The organism is Marinimicrobium sp. C2-29 (genome assembly GCF_038419845.1).
GTDB lineage: Bacteria > Pseudomonadota > Gammaproteobacteria > Pseudomonadales > Cellvibrionaceae > Marinimicrobium.
Genome location: NZ_JBCAQT010000021.1, coordinates 35642 through 51253, shown reverse-complemented (window position 1 = coordinate 51253; position 15612 = coordinate 35642). Strand labels below are relative to the sequence as shown.

Sequence of the window (15612 nt, the reverse complement as noted above, 5' to 3'; positions counted from 1 at the left end):
CGGCCACCACCACGTGTACCGGAACAGCGCCAGTCAAGGCGCTACGCGCCATGCCTGGCGCACGCAAAAAAAAGCCGCTGATTGGAACAATCAGCGGCTGCAAGCCGAGGAGGAGATCAGAAGTTGTGACCGCAATCACGCCAGCAATGGATCGGGACCAGAGCGCCATCAAGCAAAGGAGCACCGACCGTCCAGATTGACCCAACCCGACCTGAACGATGGTGTGAGAGAGCTCCTTCGTTACCACTTGGGCGCCTTGCTGGCGAAATAACCTGACTCTCAACTTCCCCCTCAATAGTAAGGATTCAGACACGAAAAGTCAATCATTACAAGTCATGTTAAATCTTTGTAGATCATACTCGTTCAGACTAAAGCGTCGTTCGATTCTTTCAATCACTTCCCGCCGGGTTTATTCGGGATGCCAGAGCAGCAGGCGGATAGGAGTCGCCTCCTGCTGTTTTCCGACGCTATCGTCACCATCCACCTGCACGACATCCTGAAGCAACATGTGCGCTTGCCCCGCCCGGCGCCACTGGGCGGGATCGATGGACGGCTCCCAGGCGCCTACGGAGTGCTCGGTGAGGTATCCATGAGTCCATTTGGTCTCTGAAAGGTCGGCCAGGGTCGCTCCCAGCACCCGCCCGCCGTGATGATCACTTCGATAGACAAGGTGGAGCCTGTCAGCCTGCTTTTCCACCAGGAGCGCGGGGCGAGAAATGGGCGGATTCTTGGTGCCGCCACCGGCCAGTGTGAAGTGCTCTTTCGCTTGAGGTCCGGCGATGAATTCCCACTCTCCAGCGGTGTGATGAACAACGTGGAAGCCCGGTGCCTCGCCTGCCGTCTCAGACCAATAGGATGTGATGAAAGGTGCCCCCTGGTTCGAAACGGCAACCACCGGAGGGTTCATCAGGTTGCTGTTCTGCACGATTTCGTACGCGATTTCAGCCGTGTCGCGAGTAACCGGCAGTTGGTACTCTCCTCCACCACGCCGACGCCAGGTTTTGCCCCCATTACTGGACTCCGCATACAGCAAGTCATGATTGGTGGCCACATCGGGTGACTCCCGCCACACCCAGGCCAGGTGCAGAGTGTCATCAGCGCCGATCGCCATATCCCAGTAGGCGCTTCGCTCCCCTTCCCCATCAATCAGGTTGTCCTGTCGACGGGTCCACTCCCTACTTTCCACATCGTAATGATTCAGAACGACCCGTCCCCGGCCGGAGGCGCCATCCCGATAGAGAAACAGCAGGTTGCCGGAGCCGATCTGAAAAAATTGGGGGTAAGTCACCCTCTCCTCTGCCAAGCCAACCATCTCTGTCGGTTCACCCATGGTCAGACTGTGGGGCGACACGCTGACACTGTAATTCAGTGGGGAGTCATGGTGCCCCCACGCCAGGTGCAGGTAGCCCTCACCATCAACGATCAGACTGATGGTGTTATGCGCATCGGCGGTATTGGTCGAGAATTCCGTCTTCTGCACCGACCATTGATCTTCTCCCAGCTGGCGCTGGGCCAACATGACCCTGCCTTCCGGGCCGTAGTACCCCGCGTACTGATGGTTGCCGTGGGTGTAGAGCATCTGGCGCGTGCCCGCGACCACATTGATTGAGCTGCCCGAGAAAGCCGCGTCATCGATCGGTATCTGTCGGGCACCAAAAGTCTGTGGGGCCTGTCCCTTGTCCTGCAGGGCAAGGATGCCACAGGCCGTAAGGGTCAACACCAGGCCGATGCCCACAAGGCGGTGAACACTGGACGTGATTGACGTTGGTACCATTGCAAATCTCCCTTATTATTGATTTCGATCGTTCTCTGCCGGTCATTTTCACCGGGAATTTTACCCTTGTTCCGGTGATTTTTCCTGAACCCCATAAAGAAAAACCGGCCCTTGGCAGGCCGGTTCAGTCGTCACAGGGTTTTCAGTCTGTCCTCATTCTTTATCACTTCCGATGTAGAAACTGGGGTGCGGTGGCTGATTATACGATGTGTTCTGCCAGGCAATCGCCAACCGGTACTGAAGGTCCTGCATCAATGTGGTGAAACCGAACTCGGTTGGAATACTGGTGGAGTAAATCCGCAGAAACCGATTATCCTCTGAACGAAGCATGACCTCCTCCCGCCAATCACCGAACAGGTCGGCCGACAAGGCTGGAGTGGCTTTGGTACCATTGTTGGAGGCGGCGCCCTCGGCGACCAGCATTGTCTCCACGGATTCCGATTCCCAGTTCCACTTGGAGACCGTAGTCCCGTTTAGCAGCTCTCTCTGCCGGTCGCCATCCCACCAGAGCGCAAAGTTGACAGGCCCCGGGCGCTGCGCACCGGTTGGCTCACCGTTGACATCAAACAATTCTGGCGAGTTCAGGGCCCAGACTTCAGTCCCCTCAAAGCGGGGATCGATATTCGCGGCCAGCCCCCGGCCGTTGTCCTTCTCCGCGCTTTTCTTCCAGAGTACGGTTCCGTCCGCGGCATCGATCAGGGCCGAGCCGACACCGCCGTTACCACGAATGTCTTCATAGACTCCGAACACTTCCAGGCCGGGGTTGTTGGGGTCCAGATCCCCGACATGCAGTGCATCGCCGTGCCCGAAACCGGTGCTCCACTTGGGAGAGCCATCGTGATCAACCGCCATGGCGCCGTAGATGATTTCATCCTTTCGGTCACCGTCGATATCAGCGATGGACAGCTGGTGGTTCCCCTGACCAGCGTGCTCAGCCGGGATGTCGGACGAGAGGGTATCAAAGGTCCAGCGGGTTGATATTTCCCCGTCCCGGAAGTCGTAGGCGGCAATGACGGTCCGCTCATAATAGCCCCTGGCCATGACGATGCTGGGCATCTCGCCGTCCAGAAAGGCAACACCGGCCAGGTAGCGTTCAGACCGGTTGCCGTAGCCATCGCCCCAGAGTGATTTCATTTCCTCCATTGTCGGGTTATCGTTGCCCGGCGCGCGCTGGGGGATATAGGGTTTGGTATCCAGTACGCGGCCGGTTTCACCCTCAAAAACGGAAAAATATTCGGGGCCCTGAAGAATACGGCCCTGGAGCTCGCCCAGGTAGCGCCCGTCTTCGGTGACCTGGGAGCCGGTGCGGTCCCGGACTTCGGGATTGCCACTGTGAGAGACCCAATCCGCATCGGCCGAACCGATCACAGTGCCCTCCCCGTCTACCGTGCCATCGGCGGTTTTCATGGCGATCTCGGCACGCCCGTCACCGTCGAAGTCGTAGACCATAAACTGGGTATAGTGCGCACCGGCGCGGATGTTCCGGCCCATGTCGATGCGCCAGAGCCGCTCGCCCTCAAGTGTATAGGCGTCGATCAGCGCATGGCCGGTGTAACCGCCCTGGGAGTTGTCCTTGGCGTTGGACGGGTCCCACTTCAGAATGATCTCGTACTGTCCGTCTCCGTCCAGATCACCGACGCTGGCGTCATTGGCGGTGTAATGGTAGCTTTCGCCATCGGGTGTCTGCCGCTCTTCGGGAACCTCAAGCGGAACCTCAAGATAAGGCTTGGCCCAAGTGTCGGCGGTATCGATAGACTGGCCATCCATTTCCAGCTGGTACCGATCCCCGACCGAGCCATTCCGGTCCAGAAAGTTCGTCGAGCCGGAAACGGGCGTGCCCGTGATCTTTTCCCCGTTGCGAAAGACCGAAAATTCGGGCCCCGCGGGGTCATCTGTCAGACTCCTCCAGGACACCAGCACACCGTCTTGTGAGGGGATCGCGACCAGCCCTCTATCAAGACGCTCAACAAATCGACGGTCCTGACCGTCGCCTGTCAGTTGTCCCAGGGTCAGAACCGACTCACCTGAGGCGGCCGAACGTTCAGTGGCGCTCTCATTGGCGGCGAAGCCGCAACCTGCCATCAGTGCGCACATCAGCCAGCCGATGGAGCGGGAAGCGGGCACTTTCATTGTGTTCTCCGAAAAACGTGTCATGTCTCAAACCTTAATGTCGTTGATATTATCGTGTACTGGTTGAAGTGAGAGGCACTCGTTCTGAGTCGCGACCCAGCGCTCTGTCGATGGCCCGGCACTGCGCGCGCCACTGTGTACGGTAATCCTCCAGCCCTTCAAGCTGTAGCGGTTCACACCGTTGCGGCTCTACTCCTGTAACCGGAGCCGAGCGAGCCAGCGCCGCCGCGCCCTTCACCGTTCCGGTGGAGTCGGTCGAGGGAATAACCCGGTCCTGCGGGCGAAGGGCTGCCAGAAGCTGACAGAGCAAGGGGTTTTTCAAAAAGGCGCCTTCCAGAAATACGTCGCCTTCAGCGTTCAAAAGATCCAGCTCCAGGTCGAGCATCAATGCGCAGTACAGGGAAGCCAGTGCCGCTCCGTTGATTCGATGGGTGCTGGGCTGAATGACACCCGGGGACCCGGCGAAGGGCCCGGAGGTATCGCAGAATTGCGGAAGGGCAAATACGCCGTCGGCGAAAATGTTCTCGATGTCTCTGGGGCTGAAAGGTTCTTCGGGAAAAGATCCCATTTTATTGCAGATACTTTCGTACTCCCGGCCGGCCATGAAGCGGGCACAGGGCACCGGCTCCCCCCGGTAGTCCACGTTCATCAACATATCCCGGGCCTCGTCCAGCTGTGCCGCCCCGGTCCCGCTCACCATGGTGATGGCCCAGGTTCCCGTTGACACAACCGCGAAGGGTTTGCCGTCGGAGGACTGCACGTATCTCAGGTAACTGGCATTACTGTCGTGAATGCCGGCGGTCACCGGACAAGCGGTCGTCAACCCGGCCTTGCGATTGAACTCCGGCGTTGTCTTGCCGACCAGGCGATTTGCCGGTTCCATTCCCGGGAATAATTCACGCCACCCCATCCGGTCGACCAGCGATGAGTAATCGCCCTGATCGGGAGACCAGAGGTCCGTGTGGCAACCCAGTGAGGTCACTTCCGTACAGCGCACTCCGGTCATACGCCACACCCAGTATTGCGGGTAGAGCAGGACATCCGTCGCGGCGGCGAAACTGTCCGGCGCGCTCTGTTGCTGCCAGAAGAGCTGTCGCCCTAGGTTCAACCCGGCGGACAGATTGGGGGAGCGTGTCTCGGAAAAATCGGGTCGCACCTCCGCATACCCGGCGCTCACGCTATCGGGCCCGGAGTGCTCGTAATCCAGCACAGGTAGCACCAGTGCGTTTCCCGACCTGTTCCGGTCGATGAGGGCGGCGGTCGCACCGTGAGTGGTGACACTGATGGCACTCACCGTCAGCGTTTTTGTCACTTCGGAAACAGCGGCACAGAACCAATCCCAGATGGCATCGACATCAAAGTGAGGATAAATCCCCTCATTGACCACGGTGTTGGGTTTGACGCTTTCATGAATGCTTTCCAGATTGTCATCGAGCACATGAACTTTTATGTTCGTTTTCCCGATATCCAGAATCAGAGTGTTTCCCATCATTACCCGTCCACAATTCTTTGGTTGATCAATTATTACTCCAGGGCGCCAGGCTTGCCGGCCCTACTCACTGTTCTTTTCCTTCAGGTAGGACCAGACGGTGGCTGAAACCATATACACCACCGTCGGGATAAAAATCCAGTCTTTGACGATATCAATATCGCCTGATTTGAGCGTATAGACACCGAGCAGAAGACAGGCGAGTATCGACAGAACCGCTATCGTAGCGGACACGAGCATCCCCCGAGTCGCGGCCGCTGCCTTCACACTCTGTCTTTTCGTATCCAGGTTATCAAGATAGTCACGTTCGGCTTTTTTTCTCGCAAGCAACTCACTCTCGTGCTGTGGGGCTTGTGAAGCATAGGGGTGCCGCGCGCCACACCAGGCAGCGGCCAGGGTATACACCACCATGGCCGTGATCCAGGTCGGCATCAGAAGAAAGAACAGATGAACACCAAGCAGGTTGAACCCCCAGGCGGCCAGCAGGGACAGGCCCCACGCCAGGCAGGCCGGTCCGTTCAGGTAAGACTCGCGGTAATAATTCCAGTAACGGGTCAGCCCCATCCGCGGAAACAGCCAGTGCTCAGTGACAATGACCGCGCCGATGGGGGAAAGAATCAGCCCCATGAGCCCCACAAAATTCATCAATTGGGTAAACACAAAGGGGAAGCAGGCGATGACGGTGGTCAAAATACCCGTGACCGCCGTCACAGTGGTGCGACGCCAACGGGGGTAGAGCGACTGAAACGCCAGCCCGGCACGGTAGATCGTCGGGTTGGACGTTGTCCAGCCCGCAATGATCACCACCAGTATGCCTGTCGCCCCGAGCGCCTGATAGGCCACAGAGCCCGCATCCAGATTTTCTATGGAGGTGCCGAGCGCCAGAGCGGCCCCCGCTCCCATCACCCCGGCGGCGACCCAGGCCACATAGTGACCGATATACATGCCCAGCGCCGACAGATAACCATAGGAGGACTTTCGGGCATAACGCAGGATCGTCATATCCGACAGTCCTCCGTGCATGGCCAGATTGGCAATCCAGGCAAAGGCCGCCACATGCCAGACGCCAAGGCCGTTTTCACCTCCCCGCCAGACGTAGGCATCCGCGATGGAGCCTAAACGTTGCAGGAGGGGTTGATCGGCCATGGCGGGAGCCGCCTCGCGCAGGACCACAAACATCGTCAGCCCGCCCACCACGAACATCATGATCATCCAGGGAGCACAGACCTGCGCGAACACTGCCAAGCGTCGAAAGCCCCGGACGGAGACGAGAGTCACCACACTCCCCACCAGCAGGGCGACCGCCACAAACCCGGGGTCGGTCGGGTACCACTCCACCTGGGGCGGAATCCCGAACAGGATGCGGGCGGCCGAGGCGGATACCGTGATCATGGCGCCGGCGAGGATGCAAAAAAGCACCCCGTTGACTACGCTATAAAGGTTGATCAGCCCTTTACCACCAATTTTCTTCAGATAGGCGTAGAGCGTCAGGCGCGTATCCACCGCAATGGGGGCGCAGATCAGGCCCCAGGTCAGCACCGCCAGGAGGTTGCCCCACAACAACCCCCACAGAACATCGGAGACTCCGACGCCCCAGGCGACAAAGCTCGCGCCGATGACAAATTCGGTTCCGGCCACATGCTCGCCCGAGTAGCTGGCCGCGAAGTGACGGGCGGGTTTTAACTGGCTCGGCGCCACCGGCGCCTGCTCGAGTTCATTATTAGTTAGCATCTGTTTGTACTTATGTTGTTCACGAAAGTCATAACCTGATTGTTCGCGATCCTCACCCAGAGGCGGAACTGAACGGTAATGACTGATAATGAACAATAACGGCAAATCCGGAATTAAACAACCTTATTAGCGCTCTGCCGCCGCAAATGTTTGTCTTGACCCTCCATTTTTGATCATTTATAATCATTGCCAATCAGGCAGTTAGCTTATCCACCCACCGTTATACAGAATATAAGAGCGACGACTATGGCCTCTACATTAGACAACCTCTGGAATGATCAGAAAGCCGCCAAAATGAGCGAGCCCGAACAACTCAAATACCGCTCCAACCTGCTGGGCTCCGATCTGCGCATCACCAACTTCGGCGGCGGCAACACCTCGGCGAAGCTCAATATGAAGGATCCTCTGAACGGTCAGGACGCCGAGGTGCTCTGGGTCAAGGGCTCCGGGGGTGATCTGGGATCCATTGATCTCGACGGCTTCTCCACCCTTTATATGGAAAAGCTGCATCAACTGAAGGACCTGTACCGGGGCCTGGAGCACGAAGACGAAATGGTGGGCTACCTGCCCCACTGTACCTTCAACCTGAACCCCCGCGCCGCCAGTATCGATACGCCGTTGCACGCCTATATTCCCCACAAGCATGTGGATCACATGCATCCGGATGCCGCGATTGCCATCGCCTGCACCAAGAACAGCAAAGAGCTGACCGAAACCATTTTTGAAGGTGAGATGGGCTGGCTGCCCTGGCAACGCCCGGGTTACGACCTGGGTCTCAAGCTGGAGAAAGTCGCCAAAGACAACCCCAAATTGAAGGGCATCATGCTCGAAGGCCACGGCATCTTTACCTGGGGCCCCACCTCCAAGGAGTGCTACCAGACGACGCTGGACATCATTCAGCGTGCGCAGGACTGGCTGGAAGCCAACAACAAAACCGAAGCCTTCGGTGGCCCCAAGTTCAAGGATCCACTGGATGAAGCCAGTCGCCAGGACGTCATCAGCGAGTTGATGCCCCTCATTCGCGGCAAGATCACCAACGATCAGCGCAAAATCGGACACTTTAACGACTCAGACACCGTCCTGCAGTTTGTGAACTCTCAGGATCTGGAGCCGCTGGCGGCCCTGGGCACCTCCTGCCCGGACCACTTTCTGCGCACCAAGATTCGTCCGCTGGTACTGGATTTTGACCCCACAGCCAAAGATGTTGAAGCCGAACTGGCACGCTGTGTTGAAGGACTGGACCAGCAACTGGAGGAATACCGCCAGGGTTACGCGGACTATTACAACCGCTGCAAGCGGGACAACAGCCCGGCCATGCGCGATCCCAACGCGGTGGTCTATCTGGTGCCGGGTGTGGGCATGATCACTTTTGCCAAAGACAAGGCGACCGCACGGATTGCCGGCGAATTCTATGTGAACGCCATCAACGTGATGCGCGAAGCCAACGGCGTGAGCGAGTATGTGGGCCTGCCGGAACAGGAAGCCTTCGACATCGAATACTGGCTCCTGGAAGAAGCCAAGCTGCAGCGTATGCCCAAGCCCAAGTCTCTGGCCGGCCGGGTGGCCTTCATCACCGGCGGCGCCGGCGGTATCGGCAAGTCCACCGCCATTCGCATGGCCGAGCAGGGTGCCTGCGTCATGCTGGCCGATATCGACCAGTCCAGCCTCGACAAGGCACAAGAGGAACTGAGCCAGGCGTTCAGCAAAGACGTGGTTCGCCAGGTCCACTGCGATGTGACCAAGCCGGAAGCCGTCGCCAACGCCATGGCGAAAGTCGCGCGCGAGTACGGTGGCATCGACATTCTGGTGTCCAACGCCGGCATTGCCAGCTCCGCGCCGCTGGATGAGACCAGCCTGGATCTGTGGGACAAGAACATCAGCATTCTGGCCACCGGTTACTTCCTGGTGGGCCGTGAAGGGTTCAAACTGATGAAGCGCCAGAACACCGGCGGTTCGGTGGTGTTCATTGTCAGCAAAAACGGCCTGGTCGCCTCTCCCGGCGCCTCGGCCTACTGCACCGCCAAGGCGGCGGAAATCCAGCTGGCCCGCTGCATTGCCCTGGAAGGCGCCCCCCTGGGCATTCGCTGCAACGTGGTCAACCCGGACGCGGTACTGCGCGGCTCCAAAATCTGGGACGGCGAATGGCGCCAGGAACGTGCCGAAGCCTATGACATCAGCAACGACGAGCTGGAAGAACACTACCGCCAGCGCAGTATGCTCAAGCGCTCCGTACTGCCCGAAGATATTGCCGAAGCGGCATACTTCTTTGCCGCCGACTTGTCCGCCAAGTCCACTGGCAATATCATCAACGTCGATGCCGGTCACGCACCGTCATTTACCCGATAACCCCGAGCGAGCTGGAAAATAATCATGAAATACGCCATTCAACCTGACGTCGTCTCGGCGCACAATGACAAGCTGGTTTCCGACCTCAACAGAGATTTTGAGGTGCTGGGAGAGCAGCTGTCCCGCAAGGGGGTTGATATCAACGCCCTGACCGAAAAGGCCCAGGCCTTTGATATTGCCGTGCCCTCCTGGGGCACCGGTACCGGCGGCACGCGCTTTGCCCGTTTCCCCGGCGTGGGCGAGCCCCGGAACATTTTCGAGAAAGTGGAAGACTGTGCGGTCATCAACCAGCTTTCCGGTTGCGCCAGCGCCGTTTCCCCCCACTTCCCCTGGGACAAGGTAGATGACTTCAGCGAGCTCAAGGCCCACTCCGACAGCTACGGTCTGACCTGGAGCTCGGTGAACTCCAACACCTTTCAGGACCAGCCCGGCCAGGAGCAGTCCTACAAGTACGGCAGTATGACCCACACCAGCGCGGCGGTGCGCGAGCAGGCCATCGCCCACAACATCGACGTGATCGAGTGGGGCAAAAAGCTGGGCTCCGATACCCTGACCGTCTGGGTCGGCGACGGCTCCAACCACCCTGGCCAACAGCATTTCCAGCGCGCCTTTGAGCGCTACCTGGACAGTGCCAAAGCCATTTACAGCGCCCTGCCTAAAGACTGGGAAATGCACATCGAGCACAAAATGTTCGAGCCGGCTTTCTACTCCACCGTGATTCAGGACTGGGGCAGCAACATCCTGGCGGCGATGGAAACCGGTGAGCGCTGTAAATCTCTGGTGGACCTGGGCCACCACGCGCCCAACGTCAACATCGAAATGATCGTCTCGCGCCTGATTCAATTCAAAAAACTGGGCGGCTTCCATTTCAATGACAGCAAATACGGTGATGACGACCTGGACAGCGGTTCCATCCATCCCTATCAGCAGTTCCTCATTTTCAACGAACTGGTGGATGCCGAGCACCGCAACCAGCCCGGTTTTGCGCCGGCCTATATGCTGGATCAATCACACAACGTGACTGACCCGATTGAGAGCCTGATCAACTCCGCCATCGAAGTTCAGCGCTCTTACATCAAGGCATTGCTGGTTGACCGGACCGCACTTGAGGGCTATCAGCAGGACAACGATGCGCTGATGGCGAGCAACACCCTCAAGGAGGCGTTCAACCTGGACGTGTCTCCGATTCTGGCCATGGCCCGTCTGCGGAAAAACGCCGCGATCAATCCGATTGCCACCTACCGCGCTTCCCATTATCGGGAGCAGGCGGCGGTCGCTCGACCGGATGCCGGCGGCAGCCGTTCTGGTATCGTATAGCGCCCTGGGTGCCGGCATCTCCTGTTAGCCGGCACCCTTTTTACACTCCCCCTGGTCCCTGTGAACCGGAATAATAATTATGCCGAATCGCCAGTCGTCCCAAGGGCCCAACGTCGGCCTGTTCATTACCTGCCCGGTGGACCTCATACGGCCCAGCATCGGTTTTGCCACGGTGAAGCTGCTGGAGCAGTCCGGTTGCACGGTCAGTGTGCCGGAGCAGAGTTGTTGCGGGCAGGTGGCATTCAACAATGGACTGCCAGACGAAACCCGGACGCTCGCCTGGAGTATCGTGCAGAGCTTCAAAGACTTTGATTATGTGGTCACACCCTCCGGTTCCTGCGGCGGCATGATCAAGCATCACTACCCGGAACTATTTGAGGGAGACCCGAGACAAGCCGACGTCGAGGCGTTTGGCCAGAAGGTGTACGAATTGACCACTTTTCTGACCGAGGTGCTGGACTATAGGCCGGAGAACCCCAATATTGATCTGAGCGGACAGACCATCACCTACCACGACAGCTGCGCCGGGTTGCGGGAGCTGGGCATCAAGCAGCAGCCGCGCCAGTTGTTAAAACAATGCGCCAGCTTCGATGTGACCGAAATGGCCGACACCGATGTGTGCTGTGGTTTTGGTGGCACCTTCTGCGTCAAGTATTCGGATGTTTCCAATCGGATGGTCAGCGACAAGGCGAACAATATCCGTCAATCCGGCGCCTCCATGGTGCTGGGTGGTGATCTGTCCTGCCTGTTGAATATTGCCGGCAAGCTGCAACGGGAGGCCGGTCAGTCCGCCGGCAACCCCGTGGTCCAGGTGCGCCATATCGCCGAAGTGTTGGCCGGAGACCTGTCGTCGCCGGCCATCGGGGAATCGACCGACGAGCGGGAGCAGCACTCATGAGCGGCGTTCACATTCACGATCCCGGCGTCAATTTTATTGCCCGCTCGCGCGGCGCACTGAACGACGACAACCTGCAACAGGCACTGGAAAAAGCCGGGTCGGGTTTCGTCCACAAACGCCAGGCCGCGATTGAGCGGGTGCCCAATTTCGAGGCGATGCGCGACCGCGCGCTGCGTGCCCGACAACGAGCCCTGAAAAACCTCGATGTCTATCTGCTGCACTTCGAAAAGAAAGTGATTGAAGCGGGCGGTCAGGTCCACTGGGTCGAAACGCCGGATGAGATGCGCCAGACCGTGGTGGACCTGTGTCACCAGTACGACGCCAGAACCGTGACCAAAGGCAAGTCCATGGTGGGCGAAGAGGTCGAGCTCAACGAAGCGCTCGAAGAGGCCGGCATTGAGCCCCAGGAAACCGACCTGGGCGAATACGTGATCCAGCTGGCACACGAGCGGCCCAGCCATATTGTCGCGCCCGCCCTGCACAAGACCAAAGCCCAGGTTCAGTCGTTGTTCCGTGAGCATCACAACCTGGGCGAACGCGATCTCGATGAAGTCGAGTCCATCGTCAACGAAGCGCGGGATGTGATTCGTGATCGGTTCCTGGGAGCCGACGTGGGCATCACCGGCGCCAATATGCTCATTGCCGAGACCGGTACCGCCGCCATTGTGACCAACGAAGGCAATGGCGACCTCACGGCCACCCTGCCCAGAACCCACATCGTGACCACCTCCATCGACAAGGTGATTCCCACCTGGAAGGATGCCAGTGCGATTCTGCGGGTTCTGGCCCGCAGCGCCACGGGGCAGGACATCACGACCTACACGACGTTTTTCACCGGCCCCAAATCCGAGCAGGACGAAGACGGCCCGGAGAATTTCCACATTGTCCTGATGGACAACCGGCGCACGGAAATTCTGGGGTCGGAATATGAGGAAATGCTCCACTGCATCCGCTGCGGTGCCTGCATGAACCACTGTCCGGTCTATCAGTCCGTGGGCGGACACACCTACAACAGTGTGTACCCCGGCCCCATGGGCGCGGTGCTCACCCCACTGCTTCGTCACGGCAAGGATGACTACCAGCTGCCCAATGCCAGCACCTTCTGTGGCCGCTGCGAGTCGGTGTGCCCGGTACGCATTCCCCTACCCGGCCTGATGCGCAAGTTGCGCGATCAGGAGCAGCGCGAAGCAACGCTCAACAAAGCGTCAACCCTGGCGGTCAAACTGTTCTGCCGCCTGAGCAACCGACCCGGGCTCTACCGACGCCTGACCAGTCCGGCGGTGAATCTGCTGCACTGGCTCTCGGGCCGTCGCGGGCGCTTCCGCTCCATCCCCTTCATGTCCGGCTGGACCCGGCACCGGGACTTTACCGCCCCCCAGGGCGCCAGCTTTCAGACTCAATGGCGATCCAGAAAGAGCCCTCAGCGGGGCGGAAGCCCTCAGGAAAAAAGGAGCCGTCGCAATGGATAGTCGCACCCGGATCCTCGAACGCATCCGCCAGGCCATCGGTAGTGAAGACACCGGTGGCGACATCGAAGCGACCTTTCAGTCACTCTGTGAGACATCGACCGATGCCCCGGCTCAGCCCGACCTGAGCCCTGAGGACACTGTCTCGCGGTTCATTGCCGAGGCCCAGCGCAACGGCGCCATTGTCACTGAGCTGGAGGACCTGGACCAGGTTCAACCCTGGCTGCAGGAGCAGGCCAAGGCTCTGGCCACGCCACCCACACTGTCGCTGTCCCCCTGGGTCACGGCGCTGGAGCGCGACTGGGCTCCCCTCCAGGTGACGCGCAGCGCCCCGCAACCTTTTGACAGCTGGGGGCTGGTGCGAGCCCATTCGGCCATGGCGGAAACCGGCACCATCATGTCACTCAGCCGGGAGTGCCCGAGCGGCCTGCTGTTTCTGGTGGAGCGGCTGGTGGTGTTGATCGACAGGCAGGACATTGTGCGCTTCCAGGAAGATGCCTGGGATCGCCTGCTGGATGGCCAGCGACTGCCCCGCACCGTCAATCTGATTACCGGCCCCTCGAGAACCGCCGACATCGAACAACAGATACAGATCGGGGCACACGGCCCGCGCCGGGCCGACTATCTCATTGTCGAGTCTCTGACTCGCTGACACCCTTTCCTCTTACCTTAATTGAACGGATTGATCTAGATGGAGCCGATTGTGAAACAGCGTCTGGTTATTGGAAACTGGAAGATGAATGGCAGCCTGGCGGACAACACCCTGTGGGCGGCCAACTTCCGTCATCAGCTGAAATCCTGCGCGCTTACGGGCGTCGAGATCGGTATCTGTCCTCCCTTCCCCTACCTGTCGTCCATGCGCCCGATGCTGCCCTCAAGCATCAGGCTCGGCGCCCAGGATGTGAGCTCCGAATGCATCGGAGCCTTTACCGGCGAAGTCAGCATCAATATGCTCAAAGAGCTGCAATGCCACTATGTGATTGTGGGCCATTCCGAGCGCCGGGCCAGAATGCGGGAAACCGATGCCACCATCGCGAAGAAGTTCAAGCTGGTCTCTCTGGCCGGCCTGACGCCGGTGCTCTGCGTGGGGGAAACGCAACAGGAACGACAGCAGGGAGAGACTGAATCGGTCATCATCCGGCAGATTCAGGCGGTCATTGATGCCTGTGGTGCCGGGTCGCTGCGCGGCGGGGTGATTGCCTACGAACCGGTATGGGCCATCGGCACGGGGGTCTCCGCCGAACTCGGCGATATTCGCACCACCCACGCCCTGATCCGGGAGCAGTTGAGCGCAAACGGCCTGGGGCCAGACGATGTGGCTCTGCTCTATGGCGGCAGTCTGAAACCGGGCAACAGCGAAGAAATTTTCTCTCTGCCCAATGTCGATGGCGGGCTCATCGGGGGCGCTTCGCTCAAGGCGGGCGAGTTTCTCGATATCTGCCTGGCCGCCCGGGGCACACCCCACAACAGGGTGACAGATATCGCTCAAAAGTATGACAATTAAGACCTTCCGTGAAAGGATATGATTGTTTTTGCTTGTTGTGTCCTTGAATATATGGTAAATTTTAGTCATATACGCCTTATATGACTAACTCCCTCGGAACCCGATCTCATGCTGGAAAAACAACGCCACAAGCTTCTGCTGGATATCCTTGACGAGCAACAGTTTGTCAGTGTCAATGATCTTTCCACGCAACTGAACGCCTCTGAAGCGACCATTCGACGGGACATCACCAAGCTGTCCAAACAGGGGCAGTTGCGCAAAATTCGCGGGGGCGCCGAGGTACTCAAGGTACAGGACCGGCGAGTGCGTCGCCCACACATTTCCGGCTCGGCTTTTCTTGCCGCCAAGGAGCAACGCGCTGATGTGAAACGGCTGATTGCCCAGGAGGCGGTCAAGCTGTGCGAGGACGGCGAGTTCATCATCATCAATGGCGGCAGCTCCACCTATATGATGAAAGAGTTTCTGGCCGATCGACACCTCAATGTGCTGACCAACTCCTTCGTGTTGGCCCAGGACCTGTCGGAAGTGAGCGATAACCAGATCACCCTGCCCGGCGGTGAACTCTACCGCAAGCAGGGCATCATTCTCAGTGCGTTCGAGAATGATACGATCCAGTATTATCACGCCAGTAAAATGTTCATGGGCACGCCGGGTATTGGCGAGTTTGGCGTGATGGAGTCCGACCCACTGCTGATCCAGACCGAACAGAAACTCAAGAAGCAGGCCGAGCAACTGATTGTGCTCGCCGACAGCACCAAGCTGGCCAAGCGCAGTAATTTTATCCTCTGCCCGCTCTCGGAGGTGGATATTCTGATTACCGACAGCGAAGCGGATCCAAAACTGGTGCGTTTCTTTGAGTCGGAAGATATCAAGGTGATTCTGGTGGACGTCAACCAGGCCACGTGAGCCGGTTAGCGCGTTGGCCCACAACCGGGCCAACGTTTCCTCCCCAACAGC

Annotated in this window: 12 protein-coding genes; 8 read left to right on the top strand and 4 right to left on the bottom strand. The window is 58.8% G+C overall.

Annotated elements, in window-relative coordinates; all coding sequences use genetic code 11:
• On the top strand, positions 1–271 hold a 271-nt coding region (locus AAE484_RS16780), incomplete at its 5' end, for a hypothetical protein (RefSeq protein WP_341939588.1).
• Positions 272–409: 138 nt separating this feature from the next.
• Here the strand turns inward: AAE484_RS16780 and AAE484_RS16775 are convergent.
• The 4 genes from AAE484_RS16775 to AAE484_RS16760 form a co-directional block, all read right to left on the bottom strand.
• Positions 410–1774, bottom strand: coding sequence for a BNR repeat-containing protein (locus tag AAE484_RS16775; protein WP_341939587.1), 1365 nt, complete (start codon positions 1772–1774; stop codon positions 410–412).
• 153 nt (positions 1775–1927) lie between these two features.
• Positions 1928–3904, bottom strand: coding sequence for a rhamnogalacturonan lyase (locus AAE484_RS16770; protein WP_341939586.1), 1977 nt, complete (start codon positions 3902–3904; stop codon positions 1928–1930).
• Positions 3905–3953: 49 nt separating this feature from the next.
• On the bottom strand, positions 3954–5396 hold the full coding sequence (locus tag AAE484_RS16765; RefSeq protein ID WP_341939585.1) for an FGGY-family carbohydrate kinase: 1443 nt from the start codon (positions 5394–5396) through the stop codon (positions 3954–3956).
• A 60-nt stretch (positions 5397–5456) separates the two neighbouring features.
• A complete protein-coding gene (locus AAE484_RS16760; RefSeq protein ID WP_341939584.1) occupies positions 5457–7124 on the bottom strand; it encodes a purine-cytosine permease family protein in 1668 nt (555 codons plus the stop codon).
• Positions 7125–7370: 246 nt separating this feature from the next.
• Here AAE484_RS16760 and AAE484_RS16755 point away from each other — a divergent pair, with 246 nt between their 5' ends.
• From AAE484_RS16755 to AAE484_RS16725, 7 genes are all read left to right on the top strand, one after another.
• Positions 7371–9470: a bifunctional rhamnulose-1-phosphate aldolase/short-chain dehydrogenase gene (locus AAE484_RS16755; protein ID WP_341939583.1), complete on the top strand. Its 2100-nt coding sequence runs from the start codon at positions 7371–7373 to the stop codon at positions 9468–9470.
• Between the two features lie 24 nt (positions 9471–9494).
• Positions 9495–10787, top strand: a complete 1293-nt coding sequence (gene rhaI, locus AAE484_RS16750) for an L-rhamnose catabolism isomerase (protein ID WP_341939582.1) — start codon at positions 9495–9497, stop codon at positions 10785–10787.
• Between the two features lie 79 nt (positions 10788–10866).
• Positions 10867–11685, top strand: coding sequence for a (Fe-S)-binding protein (locus AAE484_RS16745; protein ID WP_341939581.1), 819 nt, complete (start codon positions 10867–10869; stop codon positions 11683–11685).
• Complete coding sequence (locus AAE484_RS16740) at positions 11682–13154, top strand: LutB/LldF family L-lactate oxidation iron-sulfur protein (protein WP_341939580.1); 1473 nt, start codon at positions 11682–11684, stop codon at positions 13152–13154. Before AAE484_RS16745 ends, AAE484_RS16740 begins: the two co-directional genes overlap by 4 nt.
• Positions 13147–13803: a LutC/YkgG family protein gene (locus tag AAE484_RS16735; protein WP_341939579.1), complete on the top strand. Its 657-nt coding sequence runs from the start codon at positions 13147–13149 to the stop codon at positions 13801–13803. Before AAE484_RS16740 ends, AAE484_RS16735 begins: the two co-directional genes overlap by 8 nt.
• A 51-nt stretch (positions 13804–13854) precedes the next feature.
• Positions 13855–14655 carry a triose-phosphate isomerase gene (gene tpiA / locus AAE484_RS16730; protein WP_341939578.1) on the top strand — a complete coding sequence of 267 codons (801 nt, stop codon included), beginning with the start codon at positions 13855–13857 and terminating at the stop codon, positions 14653–14655.
• Between the two features lie 108 nt (positions 14656–14763).
• Positions 14764–15561: a DeoR/GlpR family DNA-binding transcription regulator gene (locus AAE484_RS16725; protein ID WP_341939577.1), complete on the top strand. Its 798-nt coding sequence runs from the start codon at positions 14764–14766 to the stop codon at positions 15559–15561.
• Positions 15562–15612: the final 51 nt, after the last annotated feature.

Bases quoted from the DNA above. Each gene is read 5' to 3' on its own strand.
- AAE484_RS16775 (WP_341939587.1), bottom strand. From the start codon at position 1,774: ATGGTACCAACGTCAATCACGTCCAGTGTTCACCGCCTTGTGGGCATC.
- AAE484_RS16770 (WP_341939586.1), bottom strand. From the start codon at position 3,904: ATGAAAGTGCCCGCTTCCCGCTCCATCGGCTGGCTGATGTGCGCACTG.
- AAE484_RS16765 (WP_341939585.1), bottom strand. From the start codon at position 5,396: ATGATGGGAAACACTCTGATTCTGGATATCGGGAAAACGAACATAAAA.
- AAE484_RS16760 (WP_341939584.1), bottom strand. From the start codon at position 7,124: ATGCTAACTAATAATGAACTCGAGCAGGCGCCGGTGGCGCCGAGCCAG.
- AAE484_RS16755 (WP_341939583.1), top strand. From the start codon at position 7,371: ATGGCCTCTACATTAGACAACCTCTGGAATGATCAGAAAGCCGCCAAA.
- rhaI (WP_341939582.1), top strand. From the start codon at position 9,495: ATGAAATACGCCATTCAACCTGACGTCGTCTCGGCGCACAATGACAAG.
- AAE484_RS16745 (WP_341939581.1), top strand. From the start codon at position 10,867: ATGCCGAATCGCCAGTCGTCCCAAGGGCCCAACGTCGGCCTGTTCATT.
- AAE484_RS16740 (WP_341939580.1), top strand. From the start codon at position 11,682: ATGAGCGGCGTTCACATTCACGATCCCGGCGTCAATTTTATTGCCCGC.
- AAE484_RS16735 (WP_341939579.1), top strand. From the start codon at position 13,147: ATGGATAGTCGCACCCGGATCCTCGAACGCATCCGCCAGGCCATCGGT.
- AAE484_RS16725 (WP_341939577.1), top strand. From the start codon at position 14,764: ATGCTGGAAAAACAACGCCACAAGCTTCTGCTGGATATCCTTGACGAG.